Origin of the sequence: Methylorubrum sp. SL192, from assembly GCF_026672325.1 — a bacterium.
Taxonomy (GTDB): Bacteria; Pseudomonadota; Alphaproteobacteria; order Rhizobiales; family Beijerinckiaceae; genus Methylobacterium; species Methylobacterium extorquens.
The window spans coordinates 5135001-5150762 of record NZ_JAPPQV010000003.1 but is presented as its reverse complement, the minus strand read 5'-3'; the positions used below and the strand labels follow the sequence as shown (position 1 = coordinate 5150762).

The 15762-nt window shown below is 67.5% G+C and carries 15 protein-coding genes (1 of these 15 cut by a window edge); 9 read left to right on the top strand and 6 right to left on the bottom strand.

The genetic code is table 11. The features are described from left to right. Nucleotides 1–6 precede the first annotated feature (6 nt). Both OVA30_RS24990 and OVA30_RS24985 read left to right on the top strand, forming a co-directional pair. Entirely contained in the window at nt 7–258 is a 252-nt protein-coding gene (locus tag OVA30_RS24990) for a DUF3297 family protein (protein WP_012252550.1), read from the top strand. Between the two features lie 90 nt (nt 259–348). Beyond that, nucleotides 349–852, top strand: a complete 504-nt coding sequence (locus OVA30_RS24985; RefSeq protein WP_268177331.1) for a hypothetical protein — start codon at nt 349–351, stop codon at nt 850–852. Between the two features lie 111 nt (nt 853–963). On the opposite strand, the gene ctrA is transcribed toward OVA30_RS24985, so the two are convergent. Continuing rightward, entirely contained in the window at nt 964–1665 is a 702-nt protein-coding gene (ctrA, locus tag OVA30_RS24980; protein ID WP_268177330.1) for a response regulator transcription factor CtrA, read from the bottom strand. A gap of 438 nt (nt 1666–2103) precedes the next feature. Between ctrA and fliI the strand changes: the two genes are divergently transcribed. From fliI to OVA30_RS24960, 4 genes are all read left to right on the top strand, one after another. Beyond that, nucleotides 2104–3459 carry a flagellar protein export ATPase FliI gene (gene fliI / locus OVA30_RS24975; RefSeq protein WP_056120117.1) on the top strand — a complete coding sequence of 452 codons (1356 nt, stop codon included), beginning with the start codon at nt 2104–2106 and terminating at the stop codon, nt 3457–3459. Between the two features lie 95 nt (nt 3460–3554). Then, entirely contained in the window at nt 3555–3959 is a 405-nt protein-coding gene (fliJ, locus tag OVA30_RS24970) for a flagellar export protein FliJ (protein WP_003599595.1), read from the top strand. A 356-nt stretch (nt 3960–4315) separates the two neighbouring features. Then, nucleotides 4316–5368 carry a lysylphosphatidylglycerol synthase domain-containing protein gene (locus tag OVA30_RS24965; protein ID WP_003599596.1) on the top strand — a complete coding sequence of 351 codons (1053 nt, stop codon included), beginning with the start codon at nt 4316–4318 and terminating at the stop codon, nt 5366–5368. A gap of 232 nt (nt 5369–5600) precedes the next feature. Continuing rightward, entirely contained in the window at nt 5601–5741 is a 141-nt protein-coding gene (locus OVA30_RS24960; protein WP_012605805.1) for a hypothetical protein, read from the top strand. Between the two features lie 144 nt (nt 5742–5885). Here the strand turns inward: OVA30_RS24960 and OVA30_RS24955 are convergent, their stop codons facing one another. Continuing rightward, complete coding sequence (locus OVA30_RS24955; RefSeq protein ID WP_268177328.1) at nt 5886–7562, bottom strand: methyl-accepting chemotaxis protein; 1677 nt, start codon at nt 7560–7562, stop codon at nt 5886–5888. Nucleotides 7563–7816: 254 nt separating this feature from the next. Beyond that, nucleotides 7817–9958, bottom strand: coding sequence for a flagellar biosynthesis protein FlhA (gene flhA / locus OVA30_RS24950; RefSeq protein ID WP_268177327.1), 2142 nt, complete (start codon nt 9956–9958; stop codon nt 7817–7819). Between the two features lie 200 nt (nt 9959–10158). Between flhA and OVA30_RS24945 the strand changes: the two genes are divergently transcribed. Both OVA30_RS24945 and OVA30_RS24940 read left to right on the top strand, forming a co-directional pair. Continuing rightward, on the top strand, nt 10159–10467 hold the full coding sequence (locus tag OVA30_RS24945) for a hypothetical protein (RefSeq protein ID WP_015821298.1): 309 nt from the start codon (nt 10159–10161) through the stop codon (nt 10465–10467). Nucleotides 10468–10504: 37 nt separating this feature from the next. Next, nucleotides 10505–11221: a hypothetical protein gene (locus tag OVA30_RS24940; protein ID WP_268177326.1), complete on the top strand. Its 717-nt coding sequence runs from the start codon at nt 10505–10507 to the stop codon at nt 11219–11221. Between the two features lie 8 nt (nt 11222–11229). On the opposite strand, the gene OVA30_RS24935 is transcribed toward OVA30_RS24940, so the two are convergent. Together OVA30_RS24935 and OVA30_RS24930 are read right to left on the bottom strand one after the other, a co-directional pair. Next, nucleotides 11230–12474 (bottom strand): capsule biosynthesis protein, encoded by a 1245-nt coding sequence (locus tag OVA30_RS24935; RefSeq protein WP_268177325.1) that lies wholly within the window; start codon nt 12472–12474, stop codon nt 11230–11232. Nucleotides 12475–12623: 149 nt separating this feature from the next. Next, a complete protein-coding gene (locus tag OVA30_RS24930) occupies nt 12624–13277 on the bottom strand; it encodes an ABC transporter ATP-binding protein (RefSeq protein ID WP_012252542.1) in 654 nt (217 codons plus the stop codon). Nucleotides 13278–13672: 395 nt separating this feature from the next. Between OVA30_RS24930 and OVA30_RS24925 the strand changes: the two genes are divergently transcribed. Beyond that, the gene (locus OVA30_RS24925; protein ID WP_268177324.1) at nt 13673–14140 is read left to right on the top strand and encodes a hypothetical protein; all 468 of its coding nucleotides are present in this window, start codon (nt 13673–13675) and stop codon (nt 14138–14140) included. Here the strand turns inward: OVA30_RS24925 and OVA30_RS24920 are convergent. Then, nucleotides 14127–15762: the 3' portion of a Tex family protein gene (locus OVA30_RS24920; protein ID WP_268177323.1), read on the bottom strand. Its footprint extends 680 nt past the window's final position; the window shows 1636 of its 2316 coding nt (coding positions 681–2316); its start codon lies off the right edge, out of view; it ends in the stop codon at nt 14127–14129. The two genes, OVA30_RS24925 and OVA30_RS24920, sit on opposite strands and share 14 nt — an antisense overlap.

The window sequence follows — 15762 nt, the reverse complement described above, 5'->3', positions numbered from 1 at the left end:
CGACCCATGTCCGAAACCCCTCCCGACCGCCTCTCGGTCAATCCGAACAGCCCCTATTACGACGAGGCGGTCCTCGCCCGCGGCGTCGGCATCCGCTTCAAGGGTGCCGAGAAGACCAATGTCGAGGAGTACTGCGTCAGCGAGGGCTGGGTGCGACTCTCGGCCGGCAAAGCGCTCGACCGGGCCGGCAACCCGATGACGGTGAAGCTCAAGGGCGCCGTCGAGCCGTATTTCCGCGAGGAGCCGGCCGAGGCGTAGGCGTCTGGCGACCGGGGGGCGCCTCCGGACGTGGACTCCGCCGGGCACATGCTTCAACCTGCGCGTGTTCGAATCATGAGGAGACCGTTCATGCGCAGGACGGTGATCGCGGCTTTCGTTTGTCTCTCATCAGCTTTGGCGCACGCCGAAGGTTTTGTCCGGCACGACCTGACCGAGATCGCTTCGGAGGCTCGTGCCGCCCTGGATGACTCCTTCGCGATGACGAGCCACGTGAGGCGGCTGACACTCACCTGCCCAGGCTGCAAGGGAGCACCGACGATCGACCTATCGATCGGCGGGCATATGGATGATGCGGTCGCGCGTCTTCAGTCCGGCCGGACCTCGCTCGCGTCGTTCCGATCGGCATGCCGCTCGCGCAATCCAGCCTGCAACATAACCGAGTTGTCCGTTGGCCCGGCCGTCGGCTGGGTCGTCACCCATCCAGCCGGCCCTCTAACGACATCGGCCACGGCGTTTGTCCTGCGCGGCAGCGACCTCCTGACCATCCGGTCGCTCGTTGAGGACAGCGCGACCGCCGAACGGAACGCTGACACGTTGGTGCAAGCGCTCGCACCTCGCATCGTCGGCCGCTGATCCCCTCATCGAGGCTCGTCCCGGTCCGGTCTGGGCTCTCGGTTTGGACCCTGAAACGCTGAAGCCCCGCCGAAGCGGGGCTTTGGATGTCTGTTGGGTGCGTGGCTGTGCTCAGACAGCCATGCGGTCTTCACCCTCGACCGGCTCGCGCAGCACGTAGCCACGGCCCCACACGGTCTCGATGTAGTTCTTGCCCGCAGACGCGTTCGCGAGCTTCTTGCGCAGCTTGCAGATGAACACGTCGATGATCTTCAGCTCCGGCTCGTCCATGCCGCCGTAGAGATGGTTGAGGAACATCTCCTTGGTGAGCGTGGTGCCCTTCCGCAGCGAGAGGAGTTCCAGCATCTGGTACTCCTTGCCGGTGAGGTGGACGCGCGAGCCCGAGACCTCGACGGTCTTCTGATCGAGGTTCACGATCAGGTCGCCGGTGGTGATGATCGACTGAGCGTGACCCTTCGAGCGGCGGACGATGGCGTGGATCCGCGCCACCAGTTCGTCCTTGTGGAAGGGTTTGGTCAGGTAGTCGTCGGCGCCGAAGCCGAGGCCCTTCACCTTGTCCTCGATGCCGGCCATGCCGGACAGGATCAGGATCGGGGTCTTCACCTTGGCGACGCGCAAGCTACGCAGCACCTCGTAGCCCGACATGTCGGGCAAGTTCAGATCCAGAAGGATGATGTCGTAATCGTAGAGTTTGCCGAGATCGACACCCTCTTCGCCAAGGTCAGTCGTGTAGGTGTTGAAGTTCTCGGACTTGAGCATCAATTCGATGCTCTGCGCCGTGGCGCTGTCGTCCTCGATCAGAAGTACGCGCATCGTGATCCCCACCGGACAGGCCGTTTCGGGGCGCTTGAGACAAGCTGCCGCCGGTCGTCCGCCGACGGCCCCGGCGGACGCTCCCTCATTCCCACTTTCGAAACGCTATTCCTTAACCGTTAACAAAACCCGAATCCCGCTTGCAAGCACTGTCTCTTTCGAGTCCGAGAACGATTCTCCCGATCGTTGGCGATCTGTTCCCTTGTGCTGCGCGCGCTCCCGAAACCGGGGATGAGCCTCCCCCGCTAACCCCTTCTGTTGTCTCAGGTTGGTCTCTCTGTTGCGGAAAGGTGACGGAGGCCATTCGTCGCCGTTCTCATTCCCGCGAGCGGCGGCATCGCGATCCGGATGGGTGCCTGGAAGCCTTGGCGAGCGGTCCGGCGGTGTTAAGACATCGGCCGGTTCGGTGGCGGGACGCGGTTAACGGGGTCGGGGCACATGACGCAGGAGCGCGGCTCCGGAGGGCTGGCGGCGGCACTCGCCGCGCTCTCGACCGTCGAGACCCTGGAGACCTTCGGCCGGGTGACGGCGATCCGCGGCCTTCTGGTCGAGGTGGCCGGGCCGGTTTCCGCGATGCGGCTCGGCGGCCGCATCGACGTGGTCGTGGAGGGCGCCGGGGTCGCGGCCTCGACGGTCCCGTGCGAGGTGATCGGCTTTGCCGGCGACCGCGCGCTCGCCATGCCGTTCGGCTCGCTGGAGGGGGTGCGCCGCGGCTGTCCGGCCCTGGTGCGCGACGAGGCGGCGGGCGCGATCCGCCCCTCCGCCGCTTGGCTCGGGCGCACCGTCGATGCCCTCGGGCGCCCGATCGATGGCCTCGGCCCTCTCGCGCAGGGGCCCGCGATCTATCCCCTGCGGGCCGACCCGCCCCCCGCGCATGGACGACGGCGCGTCGGGCCGCCGCTCGATCTCGGGGTTCGCTGTATCAACACCTTTCTCACCATGTGCCGCGGGCAGCGCATGGGCATCTTCGCCGGCTCCGGCGTCGGCAAGTCGGTGCTGCTCTCGATGCTGGCCCGCTACACCGCCGCCGACGTGGCGGTGATCGGCCTCGTCGGTGAGCGCGGCCGCGAGGTTCAGGAGTTTCTCCAAGACGACCTCGGCGCGGCGGGGCTCGCCCGCTCGGTCGTGGTGGTGGCGACCTCCGACGAGCCGGTGCTGATGCGCCGCAACGCCGCCTACGTGACCCTGGCGGTGGCCGAGTACTTTCGCGACCAGGGCGCGCAGGTCTTGTGCATGATCGATTCGATCACCCGCTTTGCCATGGCCCAACGCGACATCGGGCTGGCCGGCGGCGAGCCGCCGACCGCCAAGGGCTACACCCCCACTGTCTTCTCCGAATTACCGCGCCTGCTCGAACGGGCCGGGCCGGGGGTAGGGGAGGGGGCGATCTCCGGCCTTTTCACCGTGCTGGTGGAGGGCGACGATCACAACGAGCCGGTGGCAGATGCGGTGCGCGGCATCCTCGACGGGCACATCGTCATGGAGCGGCGCATTGCCGAGCAGGGGCGCTACCCGGCGATCAACGTGCTGCGCTCGGTCTCGCGCACCATGCCGCGGGCCTGCGATCCGGCCCATCTCCCCACCGTCCGCCGTGCGCGGAAGGTGCTGGCGACCTATGCCGACATGGAAGAGCTGATCCGGCTTGGGGCCTACCGTGCCGGTTCCTCGCCGGAGGTGGACGAAGCGGTGGCTCTCATGCCCGATCTGACGGCTTTTCTGGGGCAGGGTAAGGAAGAAGCAACCTCCATCAGCGAGGGTTATGACCGGTTGGCCGCCATTGTCGGCGGTGCGTGAGGCGGCTTCGAGAAGCGCGTCGGGGTAACGGTCCGTGTGGATCGCCCGCGCCGATCGGGTCGCGTCCCGGCGTAGCGTGGAGTGGATGGCCCGACATGAAATCGCGTGACACGCTGATCCGGTTGCGTCGGTTCCAGGTGGATGAGAAGCGCCGCAGGGTGGCGCAGATCGAGATGATGATGGCCGACTTCAACCGCATGGCGGCCGAACTCGACCGGGAAGTCTCGCAGGAGGAGGCCCGTGCCGGGATCTCCGATCCGGCCCATTTCGCCTACCCGACCTATGCCCGCGCCGCCACCGGCCGCCGGGACAACATGCGCCAGTCGGCCGCCGCCCTGGAAGGGCAGCTTGCCGAGGCCAAGGCCGAACTCGGCGAGGCGTTCGAGGAACTCAAGAAGGTCGAGATCCTGGAGGATCGCGAGCGCTCCGCCGAGCGTGCGGCCGAAGCCGCCCGCGAGCAGGCCGAGATGGACGCGATCGGACTTCGGGCGCGGGCCTGAGAGGCCAGATTCTAGGCGGGATCGTCGAGCGCGTCGGCGGCACGGGGCCGGCGACGCGGGCGAGTCCACGGTTCCCTGGTACCACCCCGTAGAAATCGCGCAGCTCGATCCTGCGGGGGCGTATGAGTGGCCGTGCCGGTGCCGCGTTCATCGCGGGCCATTCCCGGCCGCTCAAGCCGCACTGAATGCGTTGCCCGTTACACTCGCTGAGTCGGGCAGAGCCGCGTGTTTCGGCATGAAACCGTCATGATCTAACGGCAAGTGCCGGCCCCATCGAGACGGTTGCCCAGTCCCGCTTGCGATGCGCGCGGTCGTGGCGCAGGAGAGACCGCTCCCGAGAGAGGCGGCGGACATCCATGAAAAAACTCAGTGAAGTCTTCTGGGGCCTGATCGGCCTCGCCGCGGTGGCGGTGTCCTGCTACCTGCTCTGGGGGCAGTTGAAGACCCTATCCTGGGCGAGCATCGAGGCGGCGTTTGCCGCCATCCCGCTCCACCACTTCCTGTTCGCGGCCGTCTCTACCCTCGTCGCCTACGCCGCGCTCGCTTGGTACGATCGGATCGCGCTGCTGCATCTGGGCGTGCGCCACATCTCGTGGCTGTTCGTGTCGCTGTGCTCGTTCACGACCTACGCCCTCTCGCACAATATCGGCGCTTCGGTCTTCTCCGGCGCCCTGGTGCGCTACCGGGCCTACACCTCGAAGGGCCTCTCGGCGGCGCAGGTCGCGGTGCTGGTGGCCCTGTGCTCCTTTACCTTCGGCCTTGGCACGATCCTGCTCGGCGGCTTCGTTCTGGTCTATGATCCGAACCTCCTCGCGCGGCTCGACAACCTGCTGCCGGCGGTGCTGACCAATCCCGCGACCTCGCGGTTGGTCGGCTTCGGCCTGCTCGGTTTCGTCGCGCTCTACGTTCTCGGCTCGGTGCTGCGCTTCCGCCCGCTGACGATCCGCAACTTCAAGATCGAGTATCCGCGGCCCGGTATCATGGTGCGTCAGCTCATCGCGGCGCCGCTGGAGCTGCTGGGTGCCGCCGGCATCATCTACTTCGCCCTGCCGGATGCCCTGAACCCCGGCTTCATCCCGGTGCTCGGCATCTTCCTCGCCTCGTTCTCCGTCGCGCTCGCCTCGCACGCGCCGGGCGGCCTCGGCGTGTTCGAACTCGTGTTCTTCACCGCGATGCAGCTTCAGACCGATGCCGAGAAGGCGCCGGTTCTCGCCGCGGTGCTGATCTTCCGCCTGTTCTACCTGATCATTCCCTTCGCCGTGGCCATCGTCGTGGTGCTGCTGTTCGAGCGCTCCCGCCTCACGAACGCGCTCGGCAAGGACGGCAAGGCCGCACCGGAGCCGCCGCTCGTCGCTCCGGGCCTCGACAAGCACGTGATCGAGCGGCGGCTGGAGAAGAAGGCGGTCTGATCCACCCTCGTCGAAACCCTTGCCGGCGGCCGCTCTCCCAAGCGCGCCGCCGGTTGCGTTTCGGGTCACGAGCCTTGAATTCCGCGTCCATTTCGTCGCAGTGACGGCGGGATCGGCGATCCTTACCTCACACCGCTTCCGTGGATGAATGGGACGCGCGGGGTTGCGAGCCCTTCAGGAACGGTTAAGCTTCGACGGAATGGGGAGCCGCTCTGGCTCCTGGATGGACAACATGGCTTCGATCAAAATTCGGGTCGCCGAAGACGGCACCTGTTCGATCTGCCGGGACGGCACGATCATCAGCAGCGGGCTCACCCGTTCGCAGGCCGACCAAATGGTCGCCGTCCTGCGCGCGATCGAGGGACACGCCTGACCGGCGCCTGACCCAAGCGCCGAGCCGCTTCCCTATCTCCCGGCGACGCCGGCCCTCCGAAACGACAAAGTGCGCAGAATGCGGAGCCGAGCCGACCCTTGCAGGTCGGCTCGGCTCTTTTGCCTAAGGCCGTCGGTGATCGCCTCAGGCCGCGCGCACCGTGGCCAGAAAGCGTCGGACTTCGGCCCGCAGGTGATCGGATTGCTGAGACAGCTCCGAGGCGGCACCGAGCACTTGTGCGGCGGCCGTCCCGGTCTCCTCCGAGGCGCGGGCGACGCCGGAGATGTTGTGCGTCACCTCGCTGGTGCCGGTCGCGGCCTGTGCCACGTTGCGGACGATTTCCTGGGTCGCCGCGCTCTGCTCCTCGACCGCCGCCGCGATCGAGGTGGAGACGCTGCTGATCTCCTGGATCCGCCCGGTGATGTCGCCGATCGCGCTGACGGCCGTACCGGTCGAGCGCTGGATGCGGGCGATCTGCTCCGAGATATCCGTCGTCGCCCGCGCGGTCTGGCTCGCCAACTCTTTCACCTCCGCCGCCACCACGGCGAAGCCACGGCCCGCTTCGCCCGCGCGTGCCGCCTCGATCGTCGCGTTGAGGGCCAGCAGATTGGTCTGGCCGGCGATGTCCGAGATCATCGCCACGACATCGCCGATGCGGGCGGCGGCTTCGCTCAAATCCTGGACGAGCTGTCCGGTCTGGCCGGCCTCCTCCACCGCCGTGCGGGAGAGGGCGGCCGACCCGTCCACCTGCCGGCCGATCTCCTGGACGGAGCTGCCCAGTTCCTCGGCGGCGGCGGCCACAGTGTTGACGTTCGTGGTCGCCTCCTCGGCGGCCGCGGCGACGGCGGTCGATTGCCCGGCGGTCTGGTTCGCCGTACCGGCGAGGCCCTGGGCCGTCGATTGCAGTTGCGAAGCGGCCCCGCCGATGGTGGTGACGATGCCGGTGATTGTACCCTCGAACCCCTGAATCAGGGCGTTGAGCCGCTCGGCCCGCTCCATCTTCAGCGCCTGGTCGGCGTCCTGCGCCCCTTGCAGCCGCTCGCGCTCGACGGCGTTGTCGCGGAAGACCGCGACGGCGCGCGCCATCGCGCCGACCTCGTCGCTGCGCTCGGCCTCCGGCAGGGCGATGTCGGTGCGTCCCTGCGCGAGCCGGCCCATCGTCGCCCGCAGGGCATTCATCGGGCGCACGATCGAGCGGATGATCGCCCAGGAGGCGGCGCCGAGAAGAAGGAGAATGCCGAGCGCGATCGCGCCGAGGCGCAGGATCTGCTCCCACAACGTCGCCTTCAGATCGTCGATATGGACGCCGGTGGCGACATACAGCCCCCAGGGCGCATGGTAGCGAAACGTGGCGACCTTCGCCGTTGCCTCAGAATCCGGCGCACGCTTCCACGTGTAGACGACCGATGCCACCCCATCCCGCACGGCCCGTGGCAGCACGTCCGCGACGAAGGCGAAGCCCGTCGTGTCCTTGAGATTGCTGAAGTTGCGGCCGAGCAGGGTCTTGTCCGCGTGTGCGACCACGGTCACGTCGCGATCCCAGATGAAGAAGTAGCCGTCCGCACCGTGCCGCATTGCCGAGACGCCGGCATAGGCGGACGCACGGGCCGCCGCCTCCGGCATCTCCCCCTTCTGGGCGAGCCGGTAATGGTGGTCGACCAGACTGATGGCCGATTCCGTCATCAGCTCGAGCTGGCTGAGGCGTTGCGCGTACATCGCGTTGTACTGGTAGGTCAGCGCGACGGTGCAGATCGCCAGGAGGCTCAGCGCCGACAGGCCAACGAGCGTGTAGAGCTTCCTCGGGATATCGAAACGCAGCACGGCTAGATCCCTCGATGCCCCACGGTCCGATTCTTGCCGCAGGACAGCGACGAAAGTAGATTTTTGGCTATTAACAAAAGCTAAAAATTGTAGTCCCCGTTGGAATTTACACAAGTTGCTGTCTGACCGCGATCGATGTGCATCGAACACAGCCGCTCATGACGCTACGTGTGATCGCGGATGCTTTCTGCCCAGCCGTACTGGAGGTGATCGGTGATTGGATACGATCACCGCCAAAGGGTTCGATTGCTCGTCTACACCGATCCGACCGTCCGCAGCCGCGCGCGGGAATGGATCTCCGCCTGGCTCATCACCGGGGTCTCGCGGCGGAAGCGCTCGATGATCGAGCGCACGAAGGGCCGGGCCTGGACCGAGGTGACGAGCACCGGCATCTCGCCCATGCGCGCGGCCTGCTCGAAGCGGTCGCGCACCGTGTTGACGAACTCCGTCAGCTTCGACGGCTGCATCGCGAGGTAGCGCTCCTCGCGCTCGCCGACGATCGATTCGAGGAAGGCCTGCTCCCAGGCCGGCGATAGGGTGATGATCGGCAGCGTTCCGTCCGGGCCCTGGTATTGCGCGCAGATCTGCCGGCCGAGGCGGGCGCGGACATGCTCCACGATGTCGCGCGGATTCTTCACGTGGCCGGCCACTTCGGCGATGCCCTCGACGATGGAGCCGAGGTCGCGCACCGAGACCCGCTCGGTGAGCAGCAGCTGCAGCACGCGCTGGATGCCGGTGGTGGCGATCTGCGAGGGCACCACTTCCTTGAGGAGTTCGGTGTGCTCCTTGGGCAGTTCGCGCAGCAGCTTCTGCACCTCGACGTGGTTCAGGAGTTCCGAGACGTGGGCCTTGATCAGTTCGGTCAGGTGCGTCGAGATCACGGTGGCCGCATCGACCACGGTGTAGCCCTTGAGCTGGGCCTGATCCCGCAAGCCGGCATCGACCCAGGTCGCGGGCAGGCCGAAGGTCGGCTCCAGCAGGTGCTGGCCGGGCAGCTGCACCTGGCCGCCCATGGGGTCCATCGCCATGAACTGGCCCGGGAAGACTTGGCCCGTGCCGGCCTCGATTTCCTTCACCCGCACCACGTAGGTGTTGGCCTCCAGGCTCACGTTGTCGAGGATGCGCACCGAGGGCATGACGATGCCGAGTTCCGCCGCGAGCTGGCGGCGCAGGGCCTTGATCTGGTCGGTGAGCCGATCCTGGCCCTCGCCGTTGACGAGGGCGAGGAGCGCGTAGCCCATCTCCAGCTTGAGATCGTCGAGCTTGAGCAGATCGGTGACGGTCTCCTCGGCCGGTGCCCCGCCTGGGGCGGGAGCGCCGGGCGTGCCCTCCGCCGCCGCGGGCGGGGTCTCGCGTTGCGTCTTGGCGATGCGCCACGCCGCGTAGCCGGAGGCGCCGCCGAGCGCGAGGAAGGGCAGCATCGGCATGCCGGGCAGGAGCGCGATCAGGATCATGACGCCCGCCGACATGCCGAGGGCTTTCGGATAGTTCGCCATCTGCTTGCCGAGCGCCTTGTCGGCCGCGCCCTTCACGCCGGCCTTCGAAACGAGGATGCCGGCCGCGGTCGAGACGATCAGCGCCGGCACTTGGCTCGCCAGCCCGTCGCCGATGGTGAGCAGGGTGTAGGTCTTGGCCGCCTCGGCAAAGCCGAGCCCCTGCTGGGCGACGCCGATGATGATGCCGCCGACCACATTGATGCCGGTGATGAGGAGTGCGGCCACCGCGTCGCCGCGCACGAACTTCGAGGCACCGTCCATGGCGCCGAAGAACGAGGATTCCTCCTCGAGCGCCGAGCGGCGGGCCTTGGCCACCTTCTCGTCGATCAGCCCGGCCGAGAGGTCGGCGTCGATCGCCATCTGCTTGCCGGGCATGGCGTCGAGGGTGAAGCGCGCGGCCACCTCGGCGATGCGGCCCGAGCCCTTGGTGATGACGACGAAGTTCACGATGATCAGGATCGCGAAGACGATGATCCCGATCACGAAGTTGCCGCCCATCACGAAGTGCCCGAAGGCCTCGATGACGTGGCCCGCCGCCGCCGTGCCCTCGTGGCCATGGCCGAGGATCAGCCGGGTTGAGGCGAGGTTGAGCGCCAGCCGCAGCAGCGTCGCGACCAGCAGCAGCGTCGGGAAGACGGTGAATTCGAGCGGGTTGTCGATGAACAGCCCGGTCATCATGATCAGCACCGAGATGATGATCGAGACCGCGAGCAGCAGGTCGAGCAGGAAGGCCGGCAGCGGGAAGATCAGCACCACGAGGATGCCCATCACCGCGGTGGCGAAGAACAGGTCCGAGCGCTTGGAGAGCGCCTGGAAGCTCGCCCGGTTCGGCATGCGCAGGGACGACAGGCCGCCAAGCACGCCTGCTCCCGCTGGAACGGCCCTGGCCGTTTCGCTCATCGCGCCGAATCCCCGAAGACGAATCGCGCGGGCCTACCCGCAGGACCGCACCCGGCAGGATTTGCCGGGTACAGGGTTAGCGATGCGTTAACGCCGGCCCCGACAACGCCCGCCTCGATACGGAACCTCGGCCGGTGACTGGGGCTTGGTCAGGCAGCCGGCTCGGCGAACGGCCGGACCCTGCGGACGAGCCTCGAACCATGCGCGCCCTTCCCCTTCTCCTCCTCGCCGTACTGGCCTCCACGGCGGTCCGTGCCGCGCCGGAGCCGGCGGAGGCGCCCGCCGCGACACCCGCGGAAAAGGCGCACGGGGCAGTGGGCGGGCGTCTCGAACCGGGCGCCAACAGCTTCACTGCGGCTCAGGTGCGCGCACGGTTCGCCGAGATGGGCTTTGCCGACGTCGCCGACCTGCAACTCGACGGGCAGGGCATCTGGCGCGGGCGTGCCGAGCATGCGGGCCGCACGCTGAGCGTCGGCATGGATTTCCGGGGCAATGTCGCCGCCGAGTAGCGGCTGGCCACCCCCAAAGCAGACGAGAGGAACGACCATGGCAACACGCGCCGTCACCGCCCTGTTCGACAATCAGGACACTGCCGCTCGTGTCATCGATCGCATCGAGGCGGAGGGGGTGCCGCACTCGGATATCGGCATCGTTTCGCTGAACGGCGCCAATCGGCCGGCCGGTGCCTTGGCCGGCGGCGCCACCGGTGAGCCCGTGGCGCAGGGCCATGCCTCGTCAAGCGAGCACGAGGGTTCGGCGGCGGAAGGGGCGGGTGCGGGTGCGACGGTCGGCACCGTCCTCGGCGGCGGCGCGGGCCTGCTCGCGAGCCTGGGGCTGCTCGCGATTCCCGGCGCCGGTCCGGTGATCGCGGCGGGCTGGCTCGTCGCCGCCCTGTCGGGGGCAGGGGTGGGGGCGGCCGCGGGCGGCCTGATCGGCGCCTTGACCGGCGCGGGCCTGAGCGGCGCCGATGCCGAGACCTATGCCGAGGGCATCCGGCGCGGTGGCATCCTGGTCACCGTGCGGGCGGACGGGGAGGTCGCCGACCGTGTCATCGCCCTAATGCAGCGCGCCGGGGCGGTCGATCTCGACGAGCGCGCCGAGGGCTGGCGGGCGCAGGGCTGGACCGGCGGAACCACGGGTGAGCCGCGCGCGACCGGAACGCCCTCGCCGGTGCCCGACCCGGCCCTGGCGCCCGAGCCGGGTACGCCGGCCGATCCCACCGCCTCGCCGCCGACCCGCCGTCCACCCGGTGAGATCGCCTGACCGGTGCGTCAGCTATAGAGATACTTTCGGATCAGGACGCTGAAGCCGAACAAAGCCATGGCCACGAGCGCGACGATGCTCGTGATCAAGTGCTTGCGCGGCTCGATCGCCGATGTGGGCACGACCGGATTGACCACGGGGGTGAAGAACTCGATCTGACGGTTGGCGACGATGCGGGCCTGCTCGCTCGCGGCCAACACCTTGTTATGATAGAGGAGCGCGTTCTTGCGCTCGTTCTCCAGCCCTTCGAATTCCGTCATCGCCTCCGATAGTAGGCGTCGCTGATCCGGATCGGTGCTGGTCATCTGCCGTTCGATCTTCTCGATGTTGTCATCGAGATCCTGAATCTGCGCCTTCAAATCCTGGATCGGACGCCGCTCCGGCGCGAGGTCGCGCAGGCTCTGGTTGAGCTGCACCGAGAGGTCGATGCGCTTCTTGCGCAGCTCCGCGATGACCGTGAGGTTGTTCTTGTTGGCCGATTGCGCGTCGAGAATGCCGGCACGGTTGCGCAGGTCGCGCATGGCACGCTGGACGGTGAGCAGGCGCTCTTCGGCGTTCTTGAGTTCGCGGGTGCTCTCAGCCAGCGCGGCGTTGCGCGCCTTGAGGCTGAGTTCGTTCACCATGCGCTCGCTCTCGTCCAGAAGCGCGCGGGTCAGCGTGTAGGATTCCTGCGGGTCGAAGGCGGCGACCTTCAGGCTGATGATACCGCCATTGGAATCGACCGAGGTCGTCACGCGCTTGTGCCAGTAGAGCATGAACCGCTCGATCGGCTCGCTGGCGTCGAAGCGCGAGAAGAAGTCGATGCCGTCCCGCGAGAACATCTCGCGAAGCGGCATCTGCCGCTCCATGGTCTCGATCATCTGTCGGCTGGCAATGTAGCTCGTCGTGATCAGCGTGTCCTGGGCGATCATCTGCTTGGACAGGGAGCTGTTGTTGCCCGTTTCCTCGCTCTGCACCTTGTCGACGTTGCCGAGCGCCGGGCGCAGGGCGAAGCGTGCCTCGGTGATGTAGCGGTCGGAGGCGATCAAATAGAAGTAGCCGGCGGTGACCATCATCGGCAGCAGGAACAGAAGCACGAAGAAGGCGGGGATCCAGGGATCGCGCCGGACATGCGTCTGATAGGCGCGAATGCCCTTCTTGTGGTCGGACTGGCGCGCGATGCGGGCAAACCGCTTGAGCGATTCCGTGACCGCGGTCGAGCGGTCGGCGGTGGTCACCGCTGCGCTGTTCGGACTGCTGATCTCGGTGCTCATGGTCTTGGTGCTCGCACGCCTCGCGCGGTCAGCCGCGCCGCGTCAGGGCGGCGACGGATCGCACGCTAGCGTCTCTGGCCCGCCCTCGCGGCGAAAGCGTGTCCGAACCTTGAATGGGGGCCGATGCCGTCCCGCGGCCCGGCGACCCCTCAGCTATTCAGGCGCCGGTAGGCCGTGATCGCCTCATCGACATCGTCATAGACCACAGCCTGCCCGTTGATCAGGATCAGCGCCTGACTGCAGTATTCGCGGATCTGTTCCATGCTGTGGGAGATCAGGATCACGTCTGCGGTCTCGCGCCGCTTGTTGAACACCTCGGCGCACCGCTTCTGGAAGCGCGCGTCGCCCACCGAGAGCGTTTCGTCGATGAGGTAGGTGTCGAAGGGAATCGCCATGCTCATCCCGAAGGCAAGGCGTGAGCCCATGCCGGACGAGTAGGTGTTGACCGGCATGTTCAGGTAGCTGCCGAGTTCGGAGAAATCCTCGACGAATTCGAGCACGCGCCGCGGATCCTCCCCGTAGATCCGGGCGACGAAGATGACGTTGTCCCGGCCCGTCATCTTGGCGTTGAAGCCGCCCGCGAAGCCGAGCGGCCAGGAGACGCGAAGACCCCGGACGATGCGGCCCCGGGTCGGCTCTTCGACGCCGGCGATGAGCTTCATGGTGGTCGATTTGCCGGCGCCGTTGATCCCCATGATGCCGTAGCTGATGCCGGGCTTCAGGGTGAAGTTCACCCGGTCGAGGATGGTGCGCCGCCGACCATAGGTGGAATAGACCTTGGTGACGTTCTCGAAGCGGATCACGGTTCGGTAGGCTCCACCGGTGAACGTTGCGGGCCGGACCGACGCAACGGATGCGCTCGCCGTACGACCGCCGCGTCGCCAACGTAAGTCGGCGAGGCATATCGGGCGGGTGAGACCCGTACCTTGTGCGGCGCAGGAAACCGAAAAAAGCGGCGAATCTGGGGACGGCACGTCGATCCCCGCTTGCGCGACACCATCTCGAACGCGCGTCTCCCTGGCGGCGCGTACGGGGGAAACGACCCGCTCGGCTTCACCGCATCCATCCGGCCTCTCGCCCCGATGAGCACGGCGCAGTCATCCCGATCCTTCGCCGGTGCCTCACGTCGTGACAGGCCATCGCTGCCGCATACTTGAGTACGGCCGAGCGATATCAAATGACACTCGGATAGGCGAGAATGCTCTCGACGATGCCGGCGATCGGCCGTCCGGATGACGGCTCGCCCACGAGCGGCCTGCCGCGTCGCGAGGCGATCCGGCTCGATCCTGCATTAATGCCTTGGGTTGATTTGACGCGGCGAATAATTCCCCTAAGTTTTTTTGCGGTGGAGCAGGCCTTGAATCCCGATCTCATCGAGACACGCGAAGAGGCCCTGGCACTCGTGGATGCGGATCTGATTACGATCCAGGACTACCTCGCGCTGTGTCGGTTCAAGAGCTGGAATTCGACCGGCCAAACGTCCGCCCTCACTCCGACGCACCAGGCCGGGCTACCCGTCTGTCGGATCGCGCATTCCCACCGTGAAGCGGGCGACGTGCTGCGGTGGCCGGTTCAAAGATCGGCGACGGTCCCGGAGGTCTCCCGCCGCGAAACGCCGGTCCCAGCCCGCGGGCAGGTTGTCCGCTTGTCGCTCAAGAACGCTTAGGCGACGAGACTCCGGCGCGCCGGAGCGCGTCGGCCAGCGCCCCGTCCTGCGGCGGGGCTGCGGGCGCCGGGCGCCGGGGCTGCGTCTCGGGGCGGGGGGCGTTTCCACGCGGCGCCGTTGCGCCCTCAAGGGGGTCGTCGAGCCGCATCGACAGCGCGATGCGCTTGCGCGGCACATCGACCGACAACACCAGCACACGCACCACGTCGCCGGTCTTCACAACCTCGGAAGGCGAGGCGATCCGCTTGCGGGCCATCGCCGAGATGTGGACGAGTCCGTCCTGATGCACGCCGATATCGACGAAGGCGCCGAAGGCCGCGACGTTGGTGACGACGCCCTCCAACTGCATCCCCGGCTTGAGGTCGCCGATTTTCTCGACGCCTTCCTGGAAGCTCGCCGTCTTGAAAGCCGGGCGCGGGTCGCGGCCGGGCTTTTCCAGCTCGGCGAGGATGTCGCGCACGGTCGGCACGCCGAAGCGTTCGTCGGCGAAGGCGGCAGGTGAGAGCAGGCGCAGGGCCGCTTCATTGCCGATCAGCACGCGGATGTCGCTCTTCGTCGCCTCCAGGATGCGGCGCACCACCGGATAGGCTTCCGGGTGGACGCCGGAGCGGTCGAGCGGGTCCTCGCCATCGGGGATGCGCAGGAAGCCCGCCGCCAACTCGAAGGTCTTGGCGCCGAGGCCCGGCACCTTCTTCAGCCCGGCGCGGGTACGGAACGGGCCGTTGGCGTCGCGGTGGGACACGATCTTGTCCGCCACCGACGCGCCGAGGCCCGAGACCTGGGCGAGCAGCGGGCCGGAGGCGGTGTTCACATCGACGCCGACGGCGTTCACCGCGTCCTCGACCACCGCTTGAAGCGAGCGCGACAGCTTCTGTTCGGTGACGTCGTGCTGGTACTGGCCGACGCCGATGGATTTCGGGTCGATCTTCACCAGTTCCGCCAGCGGGTCCTGCAGGCGGCGGGCGATGGAGACGGCGCCGCGATGCGACACGTCGAGGTCGGGCAACTCACGCGTGGCGATGGCCGAGGCCGAATAGACCGAGGCGCCGGCCTCCGACACCGTGACCTTGGCCATCTTGAGATCGGGGTTGGCGGCCAGGATCTCGGTGGCGAGCCGGTCGGTCTCGCGCGAGGCTGTGCCGTTGCCGATGGCGATCAGCTCAACGCCGTGCTGGCGACAGAGCCGGGAGAGCGAGGCCACCGCCTCCTTCCAGCGCCGCTGTGGCTCGTGCGGATAGGTGGTCTCGACCGCCACGACCTTGCCGGTGCGGTCGACCACCGCCGCCTTCACGCCGTTGCGGTAGCCGGGATCGAGCCCGAGCGTCGCTCGCCCGCCCGCGGGGGCGGCAAGCAGCAGATCCTTGAGATTGCCGGCGAATATCTTCACCGCCGCCTCCTCCGCCCGCTCGAACAGGCGTGCGCGCAGATCGGCCTTGATGCCAGTGCGGATCTTGGTGCGCCAGGCGGTGCGAACCGTGTCGAGCAGCCACGCATCCGCCGGCCGGCCCCGCGCGGAGACGCCGAACCGGCGGCAGACGGCGAGCTCGAACGGCCCCGGCACGCCGGGCGCGGAATCCTCGCCCTCCGCGGCGAAGGCGAGGTCGAGCACCTCCTCCTTCTCG